Raw genomic sequence first — 21,821 nt, forward strand, 5'->3', positions numbered from 1 at the left:
CTGCTTCCTGTGCGAGGATGCGCTATACAATGGGGCGACAACGTGCCCCATCCGATGTCCGTCTCGCCCCCGTGCAAAGGAACCGCCATGATCCATGACACCTTCTGGCTGACCGTGAGTGACCACAGCCGCCTGTACGTCAATCGCTGGTTGCCGGATGCCCCGCCGAAAGCCGTGATCATGCTGTCCCATGGCATGGCCGAGCACAGCGGCCGCTATGAACGCCTGGCCGATGCCCTGTGCGAGGCCGGCCATGGCGTGTACGCCCTCGATCAGCGCGGCCACGGCAAGACCGCCGAACACGGCATACTCGGGCACTATGCCGACCAGGACGGCTGGTGCGCGGTGGTCAGTGACCTGGCCAGCCTCAACCAGCGCATCGGCGCACAACACCCGGGGGTGCCGATCATCCTGCTCGGCCACAGCATGGGCAGCTACATCGCCCAGGCCTACCTGCTGCACCACAGCGCCAGCTTGCAGGGCGCGATCCTCAGCGGCTCGAATTTCCAACCGGTAGCGCTGTACCGCGCGGCCGGCGCGATTGCCCGCTTCGAACGCTGGCGCCAGGGCCCCGCCGGGCGCAGCGGGCTGATCAACTGGCTGTCGTTCGGCTCGTTCAACAAGGCCTTCAAGCCCAACCGCACCGCCTTCGACTGGCTGAGCCGCGACCCGAATGAAGTGGACAAGTACGTCAACGACCCGCTGTGCGGCTTCCGTTGCACCAACCAATTATGGATCGATCTGCTCGGCGGCCTGCAGCAGATCAGCAAGGCCAGGAACCTGGCGCAGATCGACCCGGGCCTGCCGCTGCTGGTGATGGGCGGTGAATGTGATCCGGTCAGCGAGGGCAAGCGTCTCAAGAATCTGGCTGACGCCTTGCGCGCCGCCGGTAGCCAGAACCTGCAATTGAACGTCTACCCACAGGCACGGCATGAAGTGTTCAACGAGACCAACCGCGAGGAAGTCACCCATGACGTGGTCCTGTGGCTGGAACAGGCCCTGGCCCATCGTCGACCTTCGCGCTCGGAATGATCACCAGTCAAATTCTTTACTTTAAAATCAATGGGTTGATTTTAAACAACACCCTTACAGGACACCCTTGCGATGACCCAGGTTACCAACACGCCTTACGAAACCCTTGAAGTCGGCCAGACCGCCAGCTACAGCAAGACCGTTGAAGAGCGCGATATCCAGTTGTTCGCCGCCATGTCCGGCGATCACAACCCGGTGCACCTGGACCCCGAGTTCGCGGCGGCGAGCATGTTCAAGGAGCGTATCGCCCACGGCATGTTCAGCGGTGCGCTGATCAGCGCTGCGGTGGCCTGCGAGCTGCCCGGGCCGGGCACCATCTACCTGGGCCAGCAGATGACGTTCCAGAAGCCGGTGAAGATCGGCGACACCCTGACCGTGCGCCTGGAGATTCTCGAGAAGTTGCCGAAATTCCGCGTACGCATCGCCACCCGCGTGTTCAACCAGCGCGATGAGCTGGTGGTCGACGGTGAAGCCGAGATCCTCGCCCCGCGCAAGCAACAGACGGTGACCCTGCCGACCCTGCCCGCCATCAGCATCGGTTGATGCATAAAAAACGCCGGATCAACCGGCGTTTTTTTGTTCAGGCACAAAACCTGTCAGGCAAAATCTGTATGCCGGTCATTGGCAGGAACTGTCCATTGGCCTGCCTGCAGAACGCCTGTATTTTCCAAGACGCTTGAACAGCGCAAGACAAGGTTGCCATGAATCCCGAGACACTCGAACTGCTGGTCACCCGCGAGATGCCGTTCGGCAAATACAAGGGGCGGATCATCGCCGACCTGCCCGGCCCATACCTGAACTGGTTCGCCCGCCAGGGTTTCCCCCACGGCGAGCTCGGCGGCCTGCTCGCGCTGATGCAGGAGATCGACCACAACGGCTTGTCCGACCTGCTCGATCCGTTGCGCGCCAAGCACGGCAAACCCAAACCCCGCCATTGATCCCGTTGTCGAGAGAAGCAGCGCCATGTCAAGGAATGAAGAGCAGGCCCGCGACGAACACTTCTGGCAGGGCGTGGCCGCGCGCTACGACGTCGAGCCCGGCCCGATCAACCTGGAAAACGGCTACTTCGGCCGCATGACCCGCAGCGTCGTGGCGGCGTACCAAGGCCATATCGAATTCATCAACCGCAGCAACTCGGTGCATGTGCGCCAGCGCTTCGACAGCCTCGAAAGCCTGGAGATTCGCGCGCAACTGGCCGATCTGCTGGGCACCTATCCGGAATCAGTGGCCCTGACCCGCTGCGCCAGCGACAGCCTGCACGCGCTGATCCGCAACTACAATGCCCTGCGGCCCGGCGATCAGTTGCTGGTCAGCGACCAGGAATACCCCAGCGTACTGGGTGCCATGCGCTGGCTGGCGCGCAACCGCGGCGTCGAACTGATCGAGATCAGCCACCCCTTCCCGGTGAGTTTCGACAGCCTGGTGACCACCTATCAGGAGGCTTTCGAACGTTATCCCCGGCTGAAGCTGATGGCCCTGACCTATGTCACCCATCGCAGCGGACTGGTGATGCCGGTGCAGGCCATCGCGAGCGCGGCCCGGGAGCATGGGATCGACGTGATCCTCGACGGTGCCCACGCCCTGGGCCAGATCGATTTCAACCTTGAAGCACTGGGTATCCTGTTTGCCGGTTTCAACCTGCAGAAGTGGATGGGCGCGCCCCTGAGCCTGGGCTTTCTCTATATCGATCCCAAGCGCCTGGCGGATATCGACCCGGACATGGGGGAGGAACGCTACCCCCTCGACGATATCCGCGCCCGCGCGCCCTATGGCACGCCGAATATTCCGGCCTGGATGACCTTGCCCCTGGTCATCGAGGAGCATCGGGCACTCGGCGGTTCGGCGGCCAAGGGCGCACGCCTCAATTACCTGCGCGATCTTTGGGTGAGCGAGGCGCGCCGGATGCCGGGCATCGAGGTGCTGACACCGGATGATCCCAGGCTGTATTGCGGCATCACCTCGTTGCGTTTTCGGCATGAGCCGGACCAGCAGCGGATGGTCGACCGGCTGCTGGCGGACTACAACCTGTTTACCGTGACTCGCGACGGCACGGCCCATGGCAATTGCATCCGGGTCACGCCAGGGTTGGCCAATTCGGCGCAGGACCTGAAGGTGCTGGTGCGGGCGCTGGGCGAGTTGAGCGGGTGAATGGCCCGCTTCGCGGGATCGCCAGCAAGCCGGCTCCCACAAAGGTCGCATCGTACGTACGATAACGGTGTGACAGCACTTTTCGTCAGGCAAAAAAAAACGGTGCGCCGACCAAGCGCACCGTAAAGCCGTAGAACACACAACGAATTCGGTAACGATGAATCAGTCCAGCAAGGCCAGCGCCTCGGCGGTGCACTCCTGGATCCGCGCCCAATCGCCGTTCTTGATCCACTCGGGATCGAGCATCCAGCTGCCGCCCACGCACATCACGTTCTTCAACGCCATGTAGCTCTTGATATTGGCCGGACCGACGCCGCCGGTCGGGCAGAATTTCACTTCGCCGAACGGACCGCCCAACGCCTTGATCGCCGCCACGCCGCCGCTGACTTCCGCCGGGAACAGCTTGAAGCGGCGATAGCCCAGGCCATACCCCTCCATGATCCCCGAGGCATTGCTGATGCCAGGCAGCAACGGAATCGGACTGTCGACGCTGGCTTCCAGCAGGTCACGGGTAATGCCCGGGGTGACGATGAACTGCGAACCCGCCGCCTCCGCCGCCGCCAGCATCTGCCGATCGAGCACGGTACCGGCGCCGGTCACCAGCTCCGGGCGCTGCTCGCGCAGGATCTGGATGGCCTTGAGGCCGAACTGCGAGCGCAGGGTCACTTCCAGCGCCGTCAGGCCGCCGGCGGCCAGGGCGTCGGCCAGCGGCAGCACGTCCTGCTCGCGGGCAATGGTGATCACCGGGAGAATCCGTGCACGGGTGCAAAGCTCATCGATCAGGACGACCTTGTCTACCATGGAGACGGTCGGGACATTTTTTGTCATAGCAGCGGATCCTTGGCTCATGGGCACCAGTAAATATCCAGGGTAGGTTGCAGGAAGGCACGAATTGGCATGGTGGCGAGGCTGTCGCCAGCCAACGCGGCATTCAGGGTGGTGAGTTTCGACTGGCCGGAAATCGCCAGTACGGTGAAGGTTGCCGAAGCCAGCAGGGCCCGGCTCATGCTCAGGCGCTGGCGCGGTACGGTCGGTGCCATCATCGGCCAGACCCGACGGCTGCCATCCACTTGCAGAGCCGCCGCCAGGTTCGGGCTGCCAGGGAACAGCGACGCGGTGTGACCGTCATCGCCCATGCCCAGGACCAGCACGTCGATCGCCGGCAGCTCGGCGAGCAAGCGATCGGCCTGTTCCGCCGCCGCCTCCAGGTTCGCCGCCGCGTTGTACAAGCCAATAAACCGGGCCTTGGCCGCCGGACCTTGGAGCAGGTAGCGCTGGAGCAGACCGGCATTACTGTCGGCGTGCTCCACCGGCACCCAGCGCTCGTCGGCGAGGCTGACGACCACCTTGGACCAATCCAGCTCCTGTTTCACCAGGCTCTGGAAGAACGCCACCGGGCTGCGCCCGCCGGACACCACCAGGGTCGCCACGCCACGCGCGGCGATGGCGCCACGCAGTTGCTCGGCAACCGCCCGGGCCTGGCCCTCGGCCAACAACGTCGGGGTGCGGAATTCATGCGCCTGCACGCCCTGCGGCAGTTTCAGTTCAGATATCGCCATACCACGACCTCCCATCCCGCGTGATCAGTGCAATGGAACTCATCGGTCCCCAGGACCCCGCCGCGTACGGCTTGGGCGCATCGCCGGATTTCTTCCAGCCGGCGATCAACTGGTCGCACCACTTCCACGCGGCTTCGATTTCATCTTTACGGACAAACAGGTTCTGGTTGCCGTGCATCACTTCCAGCAACAGACGCTCGTAGGCGTCCGGAATCCGCGCACTGCGGTAGGTGTCGGAGAAATTCAGTTGCAGCGGTCCGCTGCGCAGTTGCATGCCCTTGTCCAGGCCTTGCTCCTTGGTCATCACCCGCAGGGAAATGCCTTCGTCCGGTTGCAGGCGGATGATCAGCTTGTTGCTGATCTGCAGGCGCTGCTCGGGGGCGAAGATGTAGTGCGACGGTTCCTTGAAGTGGATGACGATCTGCGACAGCTTCTGCGGCATGCGCTTGCCGGTACGCAGGTAGAACGGCACGCCGGCCCAGCGCCAGTTGCGGATATCGGCGCGCAGGGCGACGAAGGTTTCGGTGTCGCTCTGGGTGTTGGAGTTTTCTTCCTCCAGGTAACCCGGCACCGAATGGCCTTCGCTGTGCCCGGCAATGTACTGGCCGCGCACCACCTGGGTGGTCAGACCTTCCGGACTGATCGGCGCCAGGGCCTTGAGCACCTTGACCTTCTCGTCACGGATGCTGTCGGCCGAGAGGTCCGCCGGCGGGTCCATGGCGATCAGGCAGAGCAGTTGCAGCAGGTGGTTCTGGATCATGTCCCGCAGCTGGCCGGCCTTGTCGAAGTAACCCCAGCGGCCTTCGATACCGACCTTCTCGGCCACGGTGATTTCCACGTGGGAGATGTAGTTCTGGTTCCACTGGGTTTCGAACAGGCTGTTGGCGAAACGCAGGGCGATCAGGTTCTGCACCGTCTCCTTGCCCAGGTAGTGGTCGATGCGATAGGTGCGGTTTTCCGGGAAGAACCGCGCCACGGCGTCGTTGACCTTGCGCGACGACTCAAGGTCCGAACCGATGGGCTTCTCCAGCACCACCCGGGTGTTTTCCGCCAGGCCGACCTTGGCCAGGTTCTCGCAGATCGCACCATAGACCGAGGCCGGTGTGGCGAAATAGGCGATCAGGCACTGGCGGGTACCGGCCTGTTCGGCCAGGGCGACATAGTCGTCGGCCTTGAGGAAGTCCACATGCAGATAGCTCAGGCGCGCAAGAAAGCGCTCGAGCACCGCTTCGTCGATTTCCTTGGCCTCGACAAAGACCCGCAGTTCTTCTTCGATGGTCGCCAGGTGCTCGGCAGGGCTGCCGGGCTCGCGCGCCAACGCCAGGATGCGCGTGTCCGCATGCAGCAGGCCGGCGCCATCAAGGTGGTACAAGGCAGGAAACAGCTTGCGAAGCGCCAGGTCGCCCAGGGCGCCGAACAAGGCAAAGGTGCACGGTTCAACCGTTATCGAAGGCATGATGTTTGTTCTTTTATCAAGTTAAGCGATAAATACCTTTTTTCGAGGCATCACTCAAGGAAAAATGTAGTAATAACCACAACATTTTATCAAAATGATGATTCCGAGTGGTGGTCATCACACGCCATCAGTAGGATAGGCCACCGCCGGGAACCGCCCAAGGGCATGGTTCCGGGCCTTGCAGAACCCAAGTTGTCTCGAATCAAGGACCCTCAAAATGGACCGCGTGCGAAATCTCCTGGAGCAGATCCAGAGCCGCCTCGAAGACCTGAACAAGGCCGAGCGCAAAGTCGCCGAAGTCATCCTGCTCAACCCACAGCAGGCGACCCGCTTCAGCATCGCCGCCCTCGCCCAGGCGGCCTCGGTGAGCGAGCCGACGGTCAATCGCTTCTGCCGCTCGTTCGGTGTCAGCGGCTATCCCGAACTCAAGTTGCAACTGGCCCAGAGCCTGGCCAGCGGCGCCGCCTACGTGAGCCGCGCGGTGGAGGCCGACGACAACCCCGAGGCCTACACGCAAAAGATCTTCGGCAGCGCCATCGCCTCCCTGGACAGCGCCTGCCAGGCCCTGGACCCGAACCTGATCAGCCGTGCCGTCGACCTGTTGATCCAGGCCCGGCAGATCCACTTCTTCGGCCTGGGCGCTTCGGCGCCGGTGGCCCTGGATGCCCAGCACAAGTTCTTCCGCTTCAACCTGGCGGTCACCGCCCATGCCGATGTGCTGATGCAGCGGATGATCGCCTCGGTGGCCCACACCGGCGAGCTGTTCGTGATCATTTCCTACACCGGGCGCACTCGGGAACTGGTGGAAGTGGCGCGCATCGCCCGGGAGAACGGCGCCTCGGTGCTGGGCCTGACGGCAGCGGGCTCGCCCCTGGCCAAGGCCAGTACCCTGAGCCTGAACATTCCGCTGCCGGAAGACACCGACATCTACATGCCGATGACCTCGCGGATCATCCAGTTGACGGTGCTGGACGTCCTGGCCACCGGCATGACCCTGCGCCGCGGCGTGGATTTCCAGCCGCACCTGCGCAAGATCAAGGAAAGCCTCAACGCCAGCCGCTATCCGGTGGGCGACGAGTTCAACTGAGGCCTGGCCCGGATAGAGGTCGGCCGGGCCGGCCTCATCGCCAGCAAGCCGGCTCCTACAGATTCCGGGCTCGACGATAAAGCGCGGCGAAACGCCGACTTGTGGGAGCCGGCTTGCTGGCGATAGCGTCATCTGCCACACCGCATGCCCCAAGGCTCAGGCCGAAGCCCGTGCCTGCAAACTCAGATGCGCCCGCTCCCCGGGCGCCAGGCACAGGCTGTCGGTACCGCCACTGGCGGCCTCGACACATACAAAGCCCATCACTTCGCTCCAGCTCACCCCCAGCAACGGCCGGTGCCCCGGATGCCAGACCACGGTGTCGGCGCTGTCGCCGGTGTCGATGCACAATTCCCGCTGCCAGGCATGATCCTTGAGGTGCAGCTCCCCCTCATGCTGGAACACCCGCTGGCAACCGCCCTCGACCCGCAACTCGCCTTCCTGCCGGCAGGCCTGGCGATTCAACTGGTCATAACCCTCCGCACCCTCAAGCCCAGACAGCGCTATCTCGCCTACGTCGCCAATACGCCAATAGGCGTGCAGCGCATGGCTCAACTGGCACGGTTCGCTGTCCTGATGCTCAGTGCTCAGGCGCAGGTCCATGCTCTCGCCCAGCCGCGCCTGCAAATCAACCTGCCAGTCGCACAGCTGCAAACGCCAGTGCAGGCTGACACCTTCCTCGTCGCTGCTGCTTTCCAGCAGTTTCCAGTCGATCAACCGCGCCCAACCATGGGACGGCCAGGCGTTCTCGCTCGGGTGGCGACCGTACCAGGGCCAACACACGGGCACTCCACCGCGAATCGCGCCGACCTGCGGCCACTTCGCCGCGCACCACAACCAGGGCTTCTGCCCCCGTGGCTGGAAGTGCAGCAATTGCGCGCCCTGGCGACTGAACACCGCCTGGCACAGCGGATGGTCGATCACCAGTACCTCGCGCTGTTGAAAGCGCTCCCACTGGAAGACCGGCTGTTCGCGCCGGGATTTGAAAAAGCGTTGTAGCGGTTGCTCGTGCATGTGCCGCGAATCCTGAAATCACCAAACTATTTGCATCTCTCCACTTGTAGGAGCAGCCGGTCGACGCTCGATTGCTCGCGATGGTGGTCCAGGCACCGTGGGGTATCAGGCTCCCCGCGTTATCGTTGACGTCCATCGCGAGCAATCGAGCGTCGACCGGCTGCTCCTACAGTAGTGCGCGCGCCAAAAAAAAGCGGACGGTCTGGTGGACCATCCGCAAGATGCGCACATAGAGAGAGAGCTTACCAGCCGAGGCCTTAGAAGACCGACTGAATTTTCAGGCCAGCAACCACAGCGTTGTCGACTTGATTCACGCCACCCGGGTGGGTGACGTACTGCAGGTTCGGCCGTACGGTCAGCCAGTTGGTGACGTGGAAGCCGTAGTTGATCTCGTAGTTGTACTCGGTGTTGCGCAGTGGCGAGAACAGCGGGTCGTTGTAGTCGCTGACGCCAAGGGCGGCGTTTTGCAACTCGGCGTTTTTCCTCACGTCCTCGTTGACATGGATACGGGCGAAACCGATCCCGACGTCATCCTTCGGACGCGCATCGAACGGCCCTTTGTACACGAACATCAGCGACTGGTAGTTGTCGACGAGGTTGGTGGCCTTGTCGTGGAAGGTCGCGTTGGCCGCGATGTTCAGACCGCGGGAAGCGTCGCCGTTGTGGCTGGTGAGTTGCTGCTGCGCAACGAACCAGTAACCGTGCTTGCTGTCGTGGACACGATAGGGCTGCCCCGTCGTTGCGGCATTCCCGCCATTGGCGTCCTTGAGCACGTCATTAGCCGGAGCCGCGCTTTTGTAGTAACCGACACGGTATTCGCCCGGCAGGTCGTTGACCTTCGGCGACCAGACCAGTTCGACCGGCAAGACGGTGCCCTTGGTGCCGCTACCGCTGAGCTTGAAGCCGTTGCCGTGCTCCAGTTGCGACGGGTTCTGGTTGTACGCACCGATCTGCGCATACAGCTCAGGCGTGATGTTGTACTTCACGCGAATGGCGGCCTGGCTGACGGGCCAGTTGAACCAGGTGTTGACATAGTTACCCACCTGGGAGCCACAGAACGACAGGTTCTGGAAGTCGCAAGGGAAGGTGTTGAAGTCTTCGCCTTCGCCGAAGTAACCGGCCTTGACGTCCAGTTTATTGTCGAAGAACTGGTGCTGGATCCACAATTGGGTCAGACGGACCATATGGCCACGACCGTAGACTTCCATGGAGGAACTCAAGGTGCCGGCACGCGGATCGCCGACACGGTCATTGGAGATGTTCTGACCGTTACGGTTGGTCAGCTGGATCTTGGCCTGGGTGTTATCCCAGCCCCACAGTTTTTGCAGGTCCAGCGCTGCCCCCAGGCCGAACTGGTCACTGTAGCGCGCCGTCTTGTCGTGGTTGAAGCCGCCGCCCAGGTTGCCGCCCACTTCACCGACGTAATCCGCCTTGATGTCGATACCTTGCTCGATCAGCTTGGTCCGCTCGCCACCCCAGTCGCCGGTCATCCACTTCGAGTCGGCGCTGAAAGCGTCGGCCGCCATGGCATTGCCAGCCAGGACCAGTGTTGCCGCCGCCGACAATTGGCAGAACAGGCGGGTATTGACGTGTCGCTTTTTCATCCCTACATCCTCGTCTTATTGTTATTAACTGCTTTATCTAACGCGGTTACATCGACTGCAGCGCGGGGCGAACCCCGCGTCACGAATTTCAGTGGCCCTTGAACTGCGCCACGTTGTGGGCATGCACCTGGGCCTGCGGCTTGCCCACCACCCCCAGGCGTTCGCCGGTCTGGGCGTCGAACAGCAACACCTTGGCCGGGTCGAATTGCAGGGTCAGGGTTTCGCCCACCTGCGGCGCCACGTCCGGTGCCAGTCGGCAGCAGACCTTGGTGTCGTTGAGGTTGACGAACACCAGGGTGTCGGGACCGGTCGGCTCGGTGACCTGCACCTCGGCACGGATGCTCGGCAGCCCGTTGGACTCGCCCTGCATCAGGCCGATCTGCTCCGGGCGCATGCCGAGGATCACTTCACGGTCTTCCAGACCGGCATCGGTCATGCCCATCGGCAACTCGCAACGGGCCTGGCCGCTGTCGAGCAAGGCCAGCAGGCGACCGTCCTTGCGCTGCAGGCGCAGAGGAATGAAGTTCATCGGCGGCGAACCGATGAAGCTGGCGACGAACAGGTTCGCCGGATCGTTGTAGATCTGCTTGGGCGTGCCGAACTGCTGGATGATGCCGTCCTTCATCACCGCCACCTTGTCGCCCAGGGTCATGGCTTCGATCTGGTCGTGGGTCACGTAGACCGTGGTGGTTTTCAGGCGCTGGTGCATCAGTTTCATTTCGGTGCGCATCTCGACCCGCAGCTTGGCGTCGAGGTTGGACAGCGGTTCGTCGAACAGGTAGATCTTCGGCCGCCGCGCCAGGGCACGGCCCATGGCGACACGCTGCTGCTGGCCGCCGGACAACTGGCCGGGCTTGCGATTGAGCAAGTGCTCGATCTGCAGCAGCTTGGCGACCCGCGCGACTTCCTCGTCGATGGCCGACTGGCTCATCTTGCGGATTTTCAGGCCGAACTCGATGTTCTCGCGCACGCTCATGGTCGGGTACAGCGCATAGGACTGGAACACCATGGCGATGTCACGATCCTTCGGACTCATGCCGCTGACGTCCTGGTCACCGATCATGATCGCACCGCCGGTGATGTTCTCCAGGCCCGCGATGCAGTTCATCAGCGTTGACTTGCCGCAGCCCGAAGGCCCCACCAGGATCAGGAACTCGCCGTCCGAGATCGACAGTTCGATATTCTTCAGGGTGTCCGGCAGGCCGGCGCCGTAGGTCTTGTTTACATTGCGAAGTTCGAGCGTTGCCATGATTACCCCTTGACCGCGCCGGCCGTCAGCCCGCGCACGAAATACTTGCCTGCCACCACATAGACCAGCAGGGTCGGCAGCCCGGCGATCATCGCCGCTGCCATATCAACGTTGTATTCCTTGACCCCGGTACTGGTGTTGACCAGGTTGTTCAGCGCCACCGTGATCGGTTGCGAATCGCCGCTGGAGAACACCACGCCGAACAGGAAGTCGTTCCAGATCTGGGTGAACTGCCAGATCAGGCAGACCATGATGATAGGGGTCGACATCGGCAGAATGATCCGCCGGAAGATGGTGAAGAAACCCGCGCCATCCAGGCGTGCCGCCTTCACCAGCGCATCGGGAATGCTGACGTAGTAGTTACGGAAGAACAGCGTGGTGAACGCCAGCCCGTAGACGATATGCACGAACACCAGGCCGGTGGTGGTGCTGGCCAGGCCCATCTTGCCGAGGGTGAACGAGGCCGGCAGCAGCACGGTCTGGAACGGCAGGAAGCAGCCGAACAGCAACAGGCCGAAGAACAGCTGCGAACCGCGAAAGCGCCACATCGACAACACGTAGCCGTTCAACGCACCGATCGCGGTGGAGACCAGGACCGCCGGAACGGTGATCTTGATCGAGTTCCAGAAGTAACCGTTGACCGTGCCCCAGGCCTTGACCCAGCCGATGTCGGTGACCACCGTTGGCCAGCTCAGCAGGTTGCCGGTGCTGATGTCTTCCGGCGACTTGAAGCTGGTCAACAACATGACCACCAGCGGTACCAGATAGAGCAGCACGGCGAGGAGCAGCACCGCGTAGATGGCGATGCGGCTCAGGCTGATGGACGGTTTGTAGGCGAGACTAGTCATGACGCTTGGCCCTCAGCTCGGAGTACAGGTAAGGCACGATGATCGAGAGAATCGCACCGAGCATCAGGATCGCGCTGGCCGAGCCCATGCCCATCTGGCCGCGACTGAAGGTGAACGAATACATGAACATGGCGGGCAGGTCGGACGAGTAACCCGGGCCACCGGCCGTCATCGCCGCTACCAGGTCGAAACTCTTGATCGCGATGTGCGCCAGGATCATCACCGCACTGAAGAACACCGGACGCAGGCTGGGCAGCACCACTTTCCAGTAGATCGTGGGCATGCTCGCGCCATCGATCTGGGCGGCACGAATGATCGATTGATCGACACCGCGCAGACCGGCCAGGAACATCGCCATGATGAACCCCGAGGCCTGCCAGACCGCGGCAATCACCAGGCAATACACCACGCGATCAGGGTCGATCAGCCAGTCCAGGCGGAAGCCTTCCCAGCCCCAGTCACGCAGCAGCTTATCCAGGCCCATGCCCGGGTTGAGCAGCCATTTCCAGGCGGTACCGGTGACGATCATCGAGAGCGCCATCGGGTACAGGTAAATGGTGCGGATGAAACCTTCGCGACGGATGCGCTGGTCGAGGAACACCGCCAGCAGCACGCCGATCACCAGGGTGACAGCAATGAACAACCCGCCGAAGACCGCCAGGTTCTTGCTCGCCACCCACCAGCGGTCGTTGTCGAACAAGCGTGCGTATTGCGCCAGGCCTACCCATTGGTAGGTCGGCAGGAAAGTCGAGTTGGTGAACGACAGTACGAACGTCCACAGGATATAGCCATAGAAGCCCACCAAGACGATGAACATGCTGGGCGCCAGCACCAGTTTGGGTAGCCAGCGCTGCAACGCATCGAACGGCGAGGCCTTGCTGAACACAGCAACAGAACTCATGGGAAGCATCCAGTACAGGGAAAAGGACTACATGCGGATCCCTTGCAGGAGCCGGCTTGCTGGCGATTGCGGTGTATCAGTGGGTGAATCCGCTGACTGACATTGCGCTATCGCTGGCAAGCCAGCTCCTACAGGGGGCCTGCGGAGCTAAGAATTACTTGGCAGACTTGACCGCTGCGCCGAGTTTCTTGGCGGCATCGACAGGGTCGGCTTTCGGGTCGTTGATGTAGTTGGTCACGACATCAAAGAACGCCCCTTGCACGGCCAGCGTGGTCGCCATGTTGTGCGCCATGCTCGGCTGCAGGCCGCCGGTCTTGGCATCCGCCAGGAAGTCCTTGGCGGCGACCTGGGCACAGGAGTCGAAACCGTACTTGCCCATGTCGCTCAGCATGTCGTTACGAACCGGGATCGAACCCTTGTTGATGCTGAAGACTTTCTGGAAGTTATCCCCCAGGACGACCTTGGCGATATCCTGCTGGCCCGCCGCGGTGCCCTTGTCTTTCTGCTTGAACACCACCAGGGAGTCGATGTTGTAGGTGAAGGCTTTTTCGGTGCCCGGGAAAGCTACGCATTCGTAGTCCTTGCCGGCGACTTTCTTGGCCGCCGTCCACTCGCTCTTGGCCCAGTCACCCATGACCTGCATGCCGGCCTTGCCATTGATGACCTTGGCCGCTTCCAGGTTCCAGTCCTGGCCTTTGCCGTCGACGTCCATGTAGGTCGCGACTTTCTTCAGCTCGGTCAGCGCCTTGACCATTTCAGGACCGGTCAGGGCGGCGTTATCCAGGTCGACCAGGGCTTTCTTGTAGCCATCGACACCCATGACCGAGAGTACGACGGCTTCGAAAACGGTGCTGTCCTGCCAAGGCTGACCGCCGTGGGCGAGCGCAATGAAACCCGCGGCCTTGAGCTTGTCGCCGGCAGCGTAGAATTCCTGGAGGGTGGTCGGCGCTTTTTCGATGCCGGCTTTCTTGAAGACTTCAGGGTTGATCCACAGCCAGTTTACGCGGTGGATGTTCACCGGCACGGCCACGTAGTTACCGTTGTATTTCACGGTATCGGAGACTTTTTTGTCGAGCAGGCTGTCCCACTTCTCTTCCTGGGCAGCGCCCTTCAGGACATCGGTGTCGAGCAGCCCGGTAGACGCCCATTCCTGGATGTCCGGCCCCTTGACCTGTGCCATGGCCGGTGGGTTGCCGGCGACGGCACGGCTCTTGAGCACGGTCATGGCGGTGGCACCGCCGCCGCCGGCTACAGCGCCGTCTTTCCAGGTGAAACCGTCTTTTTCAACTTGGGCCTTGAGGACATCGACCGCGGCTTTCTCACCACCGGAAGTCCACCAGTGAACGACTTCCACGGACCCTTTCGAGTCAGCGGCCATAGCACTGAGAGGAAACAACGAGGCGAGGGAAACGACAGCGGCGAGGCGGGAAATCGAATTCATCTGTAGTACCTTTCTTGTTGTTATGCATGCAAGTCTGGTGCTTGCGCTGCATGGGATTTTAGTCAAGGCAAGGCCCCTCGCAGGTAACGAAGGGACGTGCAAATGTCACGACATGGTGACATGAGTTGCGCTGCCATTATCACCCGAAGACTGCCGGGCCAGAGCGCTCGCGAGGCTTTGAGCCAGTGGCAGGCCGGGCAGCAGTAGCGCTTGAAAGGCATGATAGAGGTCAGGTTTGCCACCCCAGATCTTCGCATCGGGTCGGTTGTGCTCATCCAGCTCGTGATGCCAACTGCCCAGCTCCCGGTCGATGAAATGCACATCGATGAAATCCCAGAAGCGTCGATACCAGGTTTCGTACTGCGCCTCGCCCGTACGCCGGAGCAGGGCGGCGGCCGTGGCGCTGGCTTCGGCGTGGGTCCAGTGCAGGCGCTGGCGGACCACCGGGCGGTTGTGCCAATCCAGTGTGTAGACAATGCCCGCGGCCCCATCGACCTGCCAGCCGTGACGGCAGGCGCTGTCGAACAGAGCGCGGGCGTCATCCAGCAACCAATCGGGGGTCAATAGGCCCGCTTGGCGGCGAGCGGCCTCCAGGTGCAGCACCAGGCGCGCCCACTCGAAGCCGTGACCCGGCGTTGTGCCATAGGGACGAAAGCCGTCCGCCGGGTTGTCGTGGTTGTACTCGCGCAGCGGTTGCCACTGGCGGTCGAAGTGCTCGATGACCCTGAAATCGTTGGCGGCGGCGTGAGTGTGGATCACCCGCTCGACGATACGCAGCGCGCGGTCCAGCCAGCGGCTGTCGCCGGTGACATCCGCCAGGGCGAGAAAAGCCTCGGTGCCGTGCATGTTGCTATTGGCGCCGCGGTAGGTCTCTTCCTGCTGCCAATCGCGGGCAAAGGACTCACGCAGGGCGCCCTCCTCCTCGCTCCAGAAATGCGTTTCGAGCACCCGGATCGCTTCGGCCAGCAGACCTGGGGCATCGGCGCTGCCGGCCACCACCGCGGAACTCGCGGCCAGGGCGACAAAGGCATGCAGGTAAGCAGCCTTGCCACTGTTGCCATCGCGATGCCCGGGCGCTGCATACCAGCCACCGTGGACCGCATCGCGCAAGGGGCCCCAGAGGGCGGCGACACCGTGATCGACCAGCGCCAGGCAACCGGGAATCCCCTGGATATGGGCCATGGCGAAACTGTGGGTCATGCGCGCGGTGTTCATGGTTTCGGCCATGGCGCCGTCCGCCAGGCGCCCGTGCGCGTCGAGATTGCCGAAGCCTTCGGCCAGGCGCGAGGCCCTGGCAAACGCCAGCAGCCGCCGGCCTTCGGCCAGCAACCAGGCACGATGCGCAGGAGCGTTGAGCCAACTGCTGAAGGGCAGTTCAAGGGTGTCCATCCGAGTACCTTTCTTGTTATCAGGGTCGAAACCGTTATCGGGCGATTCTAGCCAGCCGCCCTTCGTCATCAGGTCACGAAGCCCCGCGCAAATGTCACCACTTGGTGACAAAGGCACAGAGGAAAGAGCGCTTCGAATCAGCGCTTCGGAAAGTAGGAAAATTGCTGAATAAGTCGTTTCCCTTTCCCGTGTAGGAGTGATCCCTAACGTCTTTTCCCACGTTGAAGCACTCCTTTACTTAGGCGAATCTGCTGCACGTCTTCATTCCAAATGCGCCGGTCGAGCGCCCACGAGGAGGTGTGTTCCATGGTTGCCCCCCATCTGCGCAACCCCCGCCAATGCTGCATCTTCCCGCTCTACAACGAGCAGGGCCTGTGTGCCTGGAAGGTCGAGGTCATGCGCGGCGGCGCCCGGTTGGGTGGGGTCTTCAGCTTCGCCGAGTGTGGCGGCGAGGGACCGGCCCGGAGCATGGCCGAGTCCTGTCGCAACGCCCTGGTGCTGAAAATGCAGCCGTCGCAGAGCTATGCCGAGCGCCAGCGGCTGATGCCCCACAACACCAGCGGTCATCCCGGGGTGATCCGGGTCGAGACGAACCATACCGGCTACTGGCGGGCCAGCACGCGGATTCATGGCTACTGCCTGAGCCGCAGTTTCAGTGTCCGCCGCCACGGCGAAGAACAGGCCAAACGCCTGGCGCTACGTGAGCGCGAACGCCAGCTGGCCCTGTGCAACGAACCCTATGAACAGGCAATGGAAGCCTTGCAACGCTACTTCAGCCAGAGCAACAGCCGCGTGCGCGAGCACCGCATCCGCGCCGCCATGGCACGGCCGCGGGAGGTTCGGGTCTCAGCGGATATCCTCATGCCGGGCTCGTCCGAGCCGACGCTGAACATCAGCCCGGAACAGGCGCTCCTGTCGATCAGTCGGCATTTCGCGGCAAGTACAAAGTAACCCGCAGCCCGCCTTCGCGCAGGTTCTGCAGGCTCACTTCGCCGCCATGGCTGTGGGCGATATTGCGTGCAATCCCCAACCCCAGGCCATAGCCCTGCTGCTGGCCGGACAAGCGAAAATGCGGCTCGAACACCTGCTCCAGGCGCTGCTCGGGCACGCCCGGACCTTCGTCATCGACGTGCAGCACAAAGGCCACCTCATCGTCTTCGACCCGCAGATGGGCCTTGTCACCGTACTTGAGGGCGTTGTCGATCAGGTTGCCCATGCAGCGCCGCAACGCCAGCGGCTTGCCGGGAAAGGCCGCGAGGGCACGACCGTCGAGCGTCACCCGACCGTTGCCATTGGGCGGCAGGTAGGGTTCGATCAGGCAATCGAGGGCGTGGTTGAGGTCCACCGGTTCGATGTTCTCGTGGATATCGGTGTCCTTCACGCATTGCAGCGCGCCCTTGACCAGCATCTCCAACTCATCGAGATCACGCCCGAACTTGTACTGCAGTTGCTCGTCCTCCAGCAGCTCGACCCGCAGCCGCAGGCGAGTGATGGGGGTGCGCAGGTCGTGGGAAATGGCGCTGAACAGTTGACTGCGCTCGGTCAGGTAACGGCTGATGCGCTCACGCATGGCGTTGAGGGCCCGTCCCACCTCCACGACTTCGCTGCCGCCGCCCTCGGCCACCGGCCGCACCTGCGCATCGCCCAGAGACATGTCCCGCGCCGCCCGCGCCAGGCGCTTGAGGGGCCGACTCTGCCAATGCACCAGCAGGCCGATGAACAACAGCAGAAAGCCGCTGGTCAGGACAATGAACCACACCTGCTGGGACGGCAGGCCTTCCTCTTCCAGGCTGGTGTAAGGCTCCGGCAGCAAGGAGGCGATATACAGCCATTCGCCGGGGGCCATCTGGATCTGCGTCACCAGCACCGGCGGATTGACCGGTTCCAGGGTCAGCGCGTAGTGGGCCCAGGAACGCGGCAGCTCATCCAGTTTCAGGCCACCGTTGAAGATCCGCAGGTCGTCGGGGCTGACGAATTGCACCGAGATATCCACCTCGTTGCCCAGCGCCTGGCGCAGCACCTCGTGCACGGCTTCGAGCACCGCCGCCTTGCGTGGCGTGGCCGGCAGCAGGCGCATGTCCAGGGGTTTGTCATTGAGGGTGACGACAAAACGCGTGCCGCCCATGCTGCGCAATTGATCGAGCACCAGGGGACGATAGGCCAGTGGCAGGGAGCGCAGGTAGCTGACACTGGCGGTCATCGAATGGGCCAGGCTGCGGGCACTGGTGACCAGCCCTTCGAGCTGCGTGGCGCGCAACTGCGAGAGCCAGATCACGCTGGACAGCGCCTGGGCGATCAGCACCGCCAGCAGGGTCAGCAGCAGCATGCGCCCCAGCAGCGAGCGCGGAACCGGCAGGCGCCGGCGCAGCTCAGAGAGCATTGGCCGGGGTGACGTTGGCCGCCAGCTGATAGCCGCTGCCGCGCACGGTACGAATCAGCCGCGGCGGCTTGTCGGTGTCACGCAGGCGTTGGCGCAGGCGACTGACCGCCATGTCGACGATCCGGTCCAGGGGCATCAGGTCACGTCCACGGGTGGCATTGCCGATGGTGTCGCGGTCGAGGATTTCCTGGGGATGATCGAGGAACAGCTTAAGCAAGGCGAAGTCCGCGCCGGAGAGGATCACTTCTTCGCCGTCGAGGTGGAACAGTCGATGACTGACCGTGTCCAGGCGCCATTCGTCGAAGGCCAGTACCTCGCTGCCGCCGCGCTCCTGGCCGAACTGGGCACGGCGCAACAAGGCCTTGATCCGGGCCTGCAACTCCCGGGGGCTGAAGGGCTTGCCCAGGTAGTCATCGGCGCCCAGCTCCAGGCCAATCACCCGATCGGCCTCGTCGGAGCTGGCGGTGAGCATGATGATCGGCACCTGGGCCTGGCGCGGATGCTGGCGCACCCAGCGGCACAGGCTGAAACCGTCCTCGTCGGGCAGCATGACGTCGAGGATCACCAGGTCGCTGGGGGCATCGTTGAGGGCCTGGCGAAAGCCGGCGCCATCGCCGACGGTACGCACCTGGAAACCGGCACGGCTGAGGTAGGTGTCCAGCAATTCACGGATTTCCTGGTCGTCGTCGACCAGGAGAATGGACTTACTGAATACGCTCACGAAAATCGTCCTTGTTGTTGTGGGGAGGACAGAAATGCGGATTATGCCTTAATCGATTAAGCCGTGAAGGCCTGCTGCAACGCCACCCCCGCGCCAATCAACCCGGAATAGGGGGCCGTCACCAGCCACACCGGAATCCCCTTGAAGTAATCGCTCATGCAACCTTTGTCGGCGAAGCTTCTGGCAAAACCGCTGTAGATGAAAAAATCGGCAAACCGCGGGATCACCCCGCCGACGATGTACACCCCGCCGCGCCCGCCCGTGGTCAGCACGTTGTTGCCGGCCACCCGGCCCAGCCAGCAACTGAACTGTTCCAGCACTTCCCGGGCAATCGGATCGCCGGCCAGACCGGCCGCGGTGATCGACTCCGGGGTTTCCAGCACCGGCACATGCCCATCCACCGCGCAGATCGCCCGGTACACCCGTGGCAAGCCGCCACCACTCAAGGCGGTCTCGGCGCTGACATGGCCGATCTCACTGTGGATATGCTGCCAGAGCTGGGTCTCGCGCGGACTGCTCAGGGGCAGGTCGACATGCCCGCCCTCCCCCGGCAAGGCCATGAAGCGCTGCTCGCCCAGGTCCAGCAAGGTGCCCACGCCCAGCCCGGTGCCGGGCCCGATCACCACCGCCGGACGCAGCGGCTCCGGCGTGCCTTCGCAGACCACCCGGTAATCCCCCGGCTCCAGCCGGGTCATGCCCAGGGCCATGGCGGAAAAGTCGTTGACCAGCAACAGCTCGTCGACCTGCAAGGTCTCGCAGAAGGCACGGCGGCTCAGCCGCCAGTGGTTATTGGTGAAACGGAACTCGTCGCCACCCACGGGCCCCGCCACCGACAGGCACACGGCGCCGACCGAGCCCGGCGCCAGGCCGAGGCCGTCGAGGTAGACCTTGATGGCCTCCTCGGGACTGGCGTAATCGACGGTCGCCAGGACCTTCACCGAATCCAGGGCATTGTCCTTCCAGAGCGCGAACCGCGCATTGGTCCCACCGATATCCCCTACCAACGCCAACTTCATTCAAGGTGCTCCAGGGCCGAAGTGAACGCGCTGGCGCCCTGCTCCGCCGAGCTGAAGGCCATGCGCATGAAGCCGAAGAGTTCACGGCCACAGCCGATATTATTACCCAACAGGCCGACCGCAGGCTCGCGCGCGGCGAATTCGGCGTCGTCCACCAGCACCCGCAAAGTGCCCTTGACGCCGTCCACGCGAATCATGTCGCCGTCGCGGACCCGCGCCAGCGCGCCGCCGACATGGGCTTCGGGACAGACATGGATGGCCGCCGGGATCTTGCCCGAGGCCCCGGACATGCGCCCGTCGGTGACCAGCGCGACCTTGAAGCCACGGTCCTGCAGCACGCCGAGGAACGGGGTCATCTTGTGCAGTTCGGGCATGCCGTTGGAGCGCGGGCCCTGGAAGCGCATCACCGCGACGAAATCCTTCTCCAGCAAGCCGGCCTTGAACGCATCGGCCAGGTCCTGCTGGTCCTGGAACACCACCGCCGGGGCTTCGACGATCTGGTGTTCCGGCGCCACGGCGGAGACTTTCATCACGCCGCGCCCGAGGTTGCCTTCCATCACCCGCAGACCGCCTTCGGGGGAGAAGGCACGGGCCACCGGGCGCAGGATGTTTTCATCGAGGCTTTCGATCGGCCCGTCGCGCCAGACCAGCTGACCGTCCTGCAGGAACGGTTCCTGGGTGTAGCGGCTCAGGCCGTGACCGGCCACGGTGTTGACGTCTTCGTGCAACAGGCCGGCTTCCAGCAGCTCGCGGATCAGGAAGGCCATGCCGCCCGCCGCCTGGAAGTGGTTGATATCGGCCTTGCCGTTCGGATAGACGTGGGACAGGGTCGGCACCACCTCGGAGAGGTCGGCCATGTCCTGCCAGGTCAGTTGGATACCGGCCGCCTGGGCAATCGCCGGCATGTGCAGGGTGTGGTTGGTGGAGCCGCCGGTGGCATGCAGGGCCACGATGGAGTTGACCAGCGAACGCTCGTCGACGATCTCGCCCAGGGGCATGAAGCTGCCGCTCTGCTTGGTCAGGCGGGTGATCTGGTGCGCCGCTTCACGGGTCAGGGCATCGCGCAGCGGGGTATTGGGGTTGACGAAGGACGCGCCCGGCAAGTGCAGGCCCATCACCTCCATCAGCAACTGGTTGGTGTTGGCGGTGCCGTAGAAGGTGCAGGTGCCCGGGCTGTGGTAGGACTTCATCTCCGACTCCAGCAGCTCCTCGCGGCTGGCCTTGCCTTCGGCATAGCGCTGGCGCACGTCGGCTTTTTCCTTGTTGGAAATCCCCGAGACCATCGGCCCGCCGGGCACGAAGATCGTCGGCAGGTGACCGAAGCGCAAGGCGCCCATCATCAGGCCGGGGACGATCTTGTCGCAGATGCCGAGCATCATCGCCGCGTCGAACATGTTGTGGGACAGGGCCACGGCGGTGGACATCGCGATCACTTCGCGGCTGGCGATGCCCAGCTCCATGCCCGGCTCGCCCTGGGTCACGCCGTCGCACATGGCCGGTACGCCGCCGGCGAACTGGCCGACCGAGCCGATCTCGCGCAACGCCTGCTTGATTTGTTCCGGATAGGTTTCGTAGGGCTGGTGCGCGGAGAGCATGTCGTTATATGACGAAACGATCGCCACGTTGGCGGCGTTCATCAGGCGCAGGCTCTGCTTGTCGTCGCTGCCACACCCGGCCACGCCGTGGGCGAAGTTCGCGCATTGCAGCTTGCCGCGCATCGGGCCGTCACTGGCAGCACCGCGAATCAGTGCCAGATACGCCTGACGAGTGGCGCGGCTGCGGGCGACAAGCCGTTCGGTGACCTCAAGGACGCGGGGATGCATGTGTTGAACTCCAGGCTAACGGATGTGGCGACCTGTGGTTCCAAGCTGACCGAAAGCCTCGTACGGCGGGGCTTTGCAATCATTCGGACCCGTTGATCCAGGTCACTCGTTGTAGATAAAACAAAATATTGCCACTAAAAAGGCTTGTTTTCTATT

General features: G+C 63.0%; 20 protein-coding genes. 6 read left to right on the plus strand and 14 right to left on the minus strand.

Annotated elements, in window-relative coordinates:
• The first annotated feature begins 87 nt into the window (after nt 1-87).
• From UCMB321_RS20505 to UCMB321_RS20520, 4 genes are all read left to right on the plus strand, one after another.
• Entirely contained in the window at nt 88-1,032 is a 945-nt protein-coding gene (locus tag UCMB321_RS20505; protein WP_040070256.1) for an alpha/beta hydrolase, read from the plus strand.
• 72 nt (nt 1,033-1,104) lie between these two features.
• On the plus strand, nt 1,105-1,575 hold the full coding sequence (locus tag UCMB321_RS20510) for a MaoC family dehydratase (RefSeq protein WP_040070257.1): 471 nt from the start codon (nt 1,105-1,107) through the stop codon (nt 1,573-1,575).
• Between the two features lie 158 nt (nt 1,576-1,733).
• Entirely contained in the window at nt 1,734-1,970 is a 237-nt protein-coding gene (locus UCMB321_RS20515; RefSeq protein WP_040070258.1) for a DUF3820 family protein, read from the plus strand.
• 25 nt (nt 1,971-1,995) lie between these two features.
• On the plus strand, nt 1,996-3,180 hold the full coding sequence (locus tag UCMB321_RS20520; protein ID WP_040070259.1) for an aminotransferase class V-fold PLP-dependent enzyme: 1,185 nt from the start codon (nt 1,996-1,998) through the stop codon (nt 3,178-3,180).
• Nucleotides 3,181-3,342: 162 nt separating this feature from the next.
• On the opposite strand, the gene UCMB321_RS20525 is transcribed toward UCMB321_RS20520, so the two are convergent.
• The 3 genes from UCMB321_RS20525 to zwf are packed head-to-tail and all read right to left on the minus strand — an operon-like array spanning nt 3,343 to nt 6,195.
• On the minus strand, nt 3,343-4,008 hold the full coding sequence (locus tag UCMB321_RS20525; protein ID WP_040070260.1) for a bifunctional 4-hydroxy-2-oxoglutarate aldolase/2-dehydro-3-deoxy-phosphogluconate aldolase: 666 nt from the start codon (nt 4,006-4,008) through the stop codon (nt 3,343-3,345).
• A gap of 17 nt (nt 4,009-4,025) precedes the next feature.
• Nucleotides 4,026-4,739: a 6-phosphogluconolactonase gene (pgl, locus tag UCMB321_RS20530; RefSeq protein ID WP_040070261.1), complete on the minus strand. Its 714-nt coding sequence runs from the start codon at nt 4,737-4,739 to the stop codon at nt 4,026-4,028.
• Nucleotides 4,726-6,195 carry a glucose-6-phosphate dehydrogenase gene (gene zwf, locus UCMB321_RS20535; protein ID WP_040070262.1) on the minus strand — a complete coding sequence of 490 codons (1,470 nt, stop codon included), beginning with the start codon at nt 6,193-6,195 and terminating at the stop codon, nt 4,726-4,728. The genes pgl and zwf overlap by 14 nt, the downstream gene beginning before the upstream one ends.
• Before the next feature lie 226 nt (nt 6,196-6,421).
• Here zwf and UCMB321_RS20540 point away from each other — a divergent pair, with 226 nt between their 5' ends.
• A complete protein-coding gene (locus UCMB321_RS20540; protein ID WP_177096979.1) occupies nt 6,422-7,282 on the plus strand; it encodes a MurR/RpiR family transcriptional regulator in 861 nt (286 codons plus the stop codon).
• 156 nt (nt 7,283-7,438) lie between these two features.
• Here UCMB321_RS20540 and UCMB321_RS20545 read toward each other — a convergent pair whose 3' ends face one another.
• The 7 genes from UCMB321_RS20545 to UCMB321_RS20575 all read right to left on the minus strand — a co-directional run bounded on the left by UCMB321_RS20545 (nt 7,439) and on the right by UCMB321_RS20575 (nt 15,725).
• Nucleotides 7,439-8,293, minus strand: coding sequence for a D-hexose-6-phosphate mutarotase (locus UCMB321_RS20545; protein ID WP_040070264.1), 855 nt, complete (start codon nt 8,291-8,293; stop codon nt 7,439-7,441).
• Between the two features lie 257 nt (nt 8,294-8,550).
• Complete coding sequence (locus UCMB321_RS20550; RefSeq protein ID WP_040070265.1) at nt 8,551-9,897, minus strand: carbohydrate porin; 1,347 nt, start codon at nt 9,895-9,897, stop codon at nt 8,551-8,553.
• 88 nt (nt 9,898-9,985) lie between these two features.
• Complete coding sequence (locus tag UCMB321_RS20555) at nt 9,986-11,146, minus strand: ABC transporter ATP-binding protein (RefSeq protein ID WP_040070266.1); 1,161 nt, start codon at nt 11,144-11,146, stop codon at nt 9,986-9,988.
• A 2-nt stretch (nt 11,147-11,148) separates the two neighbouring features.
• Nucleotides 11,149-11,994: a carbohydrate ABC transporter permease gene (locus UCMB321_RS20560; protein ID WP_040070267.1), complete on the minus strand. Its 846-nt coding sequence runs from the start codon at nt 11,992-11,994 to the stop codon at nt 11,149-11,151.
• Entirely contained in the window at nt 11,987-12,895 is a 909-nt protein-coding gene (locus tag UCMB321_RS20565) for a carbohydrate ABC transporter permease (RefSeq protein ID WP_040070268.1), read from the minus strand. Before UCMB321_RS20565 ends, UCMB321_RS20560 begins: the two co-directional genes overlap by 8 nt.
• 154 nt (nt 12,896-13,049) lie before the next feature.
• Nucleotides 13,050-14,336 (minus strand): ABC transporter substrate-binding protein, encoded by a 1,287-nt coding sequence (locus UCMB321_RS20570; RefSeq protein WP_040070269.1) that lies wholly within the window; start codon nt 14,334-14,336, stop codon nt 13,050-13,052.
• A gap of 105 nt (nt 14,337-14,441) precedes the next feature.
• Nucleotides 14,442-15,725, minus strand: a complete 1,284-nt coding sequence (locus tag UCMB321_RS20575) for a D-mannose isomerase (protein WP_040070270.1) — start codon at nt 15,723-15,725, stop codon at nt 14,442-14,444.
• 306 nt (nt 15,726-16,031) lie between these two features.
• On the opposite strand from UCMB321_RS20575, the gene UCMB321_RS20580 reads away from it, so the two are divergent.
• Nucleotides 16,032-16,676: an AP2/ERF family transcription factor gene (locus tag UCMB321_RS20580; protein WP_040070271.1), complete on the plus strand. Its 645-nt coding sequence runs from the start codon at nt 16,032-16,034 to the stop codon at nt 16,674-16,676.
• Here the strand turns inward: UCMB321_RS20580 and UCMB321_RS20585 are convergent.
• Genes UCMB321_RS20585 through edd form a run of 4 tightly spaced genes read right to left on the minus strand, consistent with a single transcriptional unit; the run spans nt 16,645 to nt 21,665 of the window.
• Complete coding sequence (locus tag UCMB321_RS20585) at nt 16,645-18,105, minus strand: HAMP domain-containing sensor histidine kinase (protein ID WP_040070272.1); 1,461 nt, start codon at nt 18,103-18,105, stop codon at nt 16,645-16,647. The genes UCMB321_RS20580 and UCMB321_RS20585 overlap by 32 nt on opposite strands.
• Nucleotides 18,095-18,826: a response regulator gene (locus tag UCMB321_RS20590; protein WP_040070273.1), complete on the minus strand. Its 732-nt coding sequence runs from the start codon at nt 18,824-18,826 to the stop codon at nt 18,095-18,097. Before UCMB321_RS20590 ends, UCMB321_RS20585 begins: the two co-directional genes overlap by 11 nt.
• 56 nt (nt 18,827-18,882) lie before the next feature.
• Nucleotides 18,883-19,842, minus strand: a complete 960-nt coding sequence (locus UCMB321_RS20595) for a glucokinase (protein WP_040070274.1) — start codon at nt 19,840-19,842, stop codon at nt 18,883-18,885.
• The gene (gene edd / locus UCMB321_RS20600; protein ID WP_040070275.1) at nt 19,839-21,665 is read right to left on the minus strand and encodes a phosphogluconate dehydratase; all 1,827 of its coding nucleotides are present in this window, start codon (nt 21,663-21,665) and stop codon (nt 19,839-19,841) included. Before edd ends, UCMB321_RS20595 begins: the two co-directional genes overlap by 4 nt.
• Nucleotides 21,666-21,821 lie beyond the last annotated feature (156 nt).

It is taken from the genome of Pseudomonas batumici, from assembly GCF_000820515.1.
GTDB lineage: Bacteria > Pseudomonadota > Gammaproteobacteria > Pseudomonadales > Pseudomonadaceae > Aquipseudomonas > Aquipseudomonas batumici.

Excerpts from the sequence above, each read along its gene's own strand:
- UCMB321_RS20575 (WP_040070270.1), bottom strand. The coding sequence starts at position 15,725 with ATGGACACCCTTGAACTGCCCTTCAGCAGTTGGCTCAACGCTCCTGCG.
- UCMB321_RS20515 (WP_040070258.1), top strand. The coding sequence starts at position 1,734 with ATGAATCCCGAGACACTCGAACTGCTGGTCACCCGCGAGATGCCGTTC.
- UCMB321_RS20585 (WP_040070272.1), bottom strand. The coding sequence starts at position 18,105 with ATGCTCTCTGAGCTGCGCCGGCGCCTGCCGGTTCCGCGCTCGCTGCTG.
- UCMB321_RS20560 (WP_040070267.1), bottom strand. The coding sequence starts at position 11,994 with ATGACTAGTCTCGCCTACAAACCGTCCATCAGCCTGAGCCGCATCGCC.
- UCMB321_RS20595 (WP_040070274.1), bottom strand. The coding sequence starts at position 19,842 with ATGAAGTTGGCGTTGGTAGGGGATATCGGTGGGACCAATGCGCGGTTC.
- UCMB321_RS20525 (WP_040070260.1), bottom strand. The coding sequence starts at position 4,008 with ATGACAAAAAATGTCCCGACCGTCTCCATGGTAGACAAGGTCGTCCTG.
- pgl (WP_040070261.1), bottom strand. The coding sequence starts at position 4,739 with ATGGCGATATCTGAACTGAAACTGCCGCAGGGCGTGCAGGCGCATGAA.
- UCMB321_RS20505 (WP_040070256.1), top strand. The coding sequence starts at position 88 with ATGATCCATGACACCTTCTGGCTGACCGTGAGTGACCACAGCCGCCTG.
- UCMB321_RS20545 (WP_040070264.1), bottom strand. The coding sequence starts at position 8,293 with ATGCACGAGCAACCGCTACAACGCTTTTTCAAATCCCGGCGCGAACAG.
- edd (WP_040070275.1), bottom strand. The coding sequence starts at position 21,665 with ATGCATCCCCGCGTCCTTGAGGTCACCGAACGGCTTGTCGCCCGCAGC.
- UCMB321_RS20550 (WP_040070265.1), bottom strand. The coding sequence starts at position 9,897 with ATGAAAAAGCGACACGTCAATACCCGCCTGTTCTGCCAATTGTCGGCG.
- UCMB321_RS20520 (WP_040070259.1), top strand. The coding sequence starts at position 1,996 with ATGTCAAGGAATGAAGAGCAGGCCCGCGACGAACACTTCTGGCAGGGC.
- UCMB321_RS20510 (WP_040070257.1), top strand. The coding sequence starts at position 1,105 with ATGACCCAGGTTACCAACACGCCTTACGAAACCCTTGAAGTCGGCCAG.
- UCMB321_RS20570 (WP_040070269.1), bottom strand. The coding sequence starts at position 14,336 with ATGAATTCGATTTCCCGCCTCGCCGCTGTCGTTTCCCTCGCCTCGTTG.
- UCMB321_RS20580 (WP_040070271.1), top strand. The coding sequence starts at position 16,032 with ATGGTTGCCCCCCATCTGCGCAACCCCCGCCAATGCTGCATCTTCCCG.
- UCMB321_RS20565 (WP_040070268.1), bottom strand. The coding sequence starts at position 12,895 with ATGAGTTCTGTTGCTGTGTTCAGCAAGGCCTCGCCGTTCGATGCGTTG.
- zwf (WP_040070262.1), bottom strand. The coding sequence starts at position 6,195 with ATGCCTTCGATAACGGTTGAACCGTGCACCTTTGCCTTGTTCGGCGCC.
- UCMB321_RS20555 (WP_040070266.1), bottom strand. The coding sequence starts at position 11,146 with ATGGCAACGCTCGAACTTCGCAATGTAAACAAGACCTACGGCGCCGGC.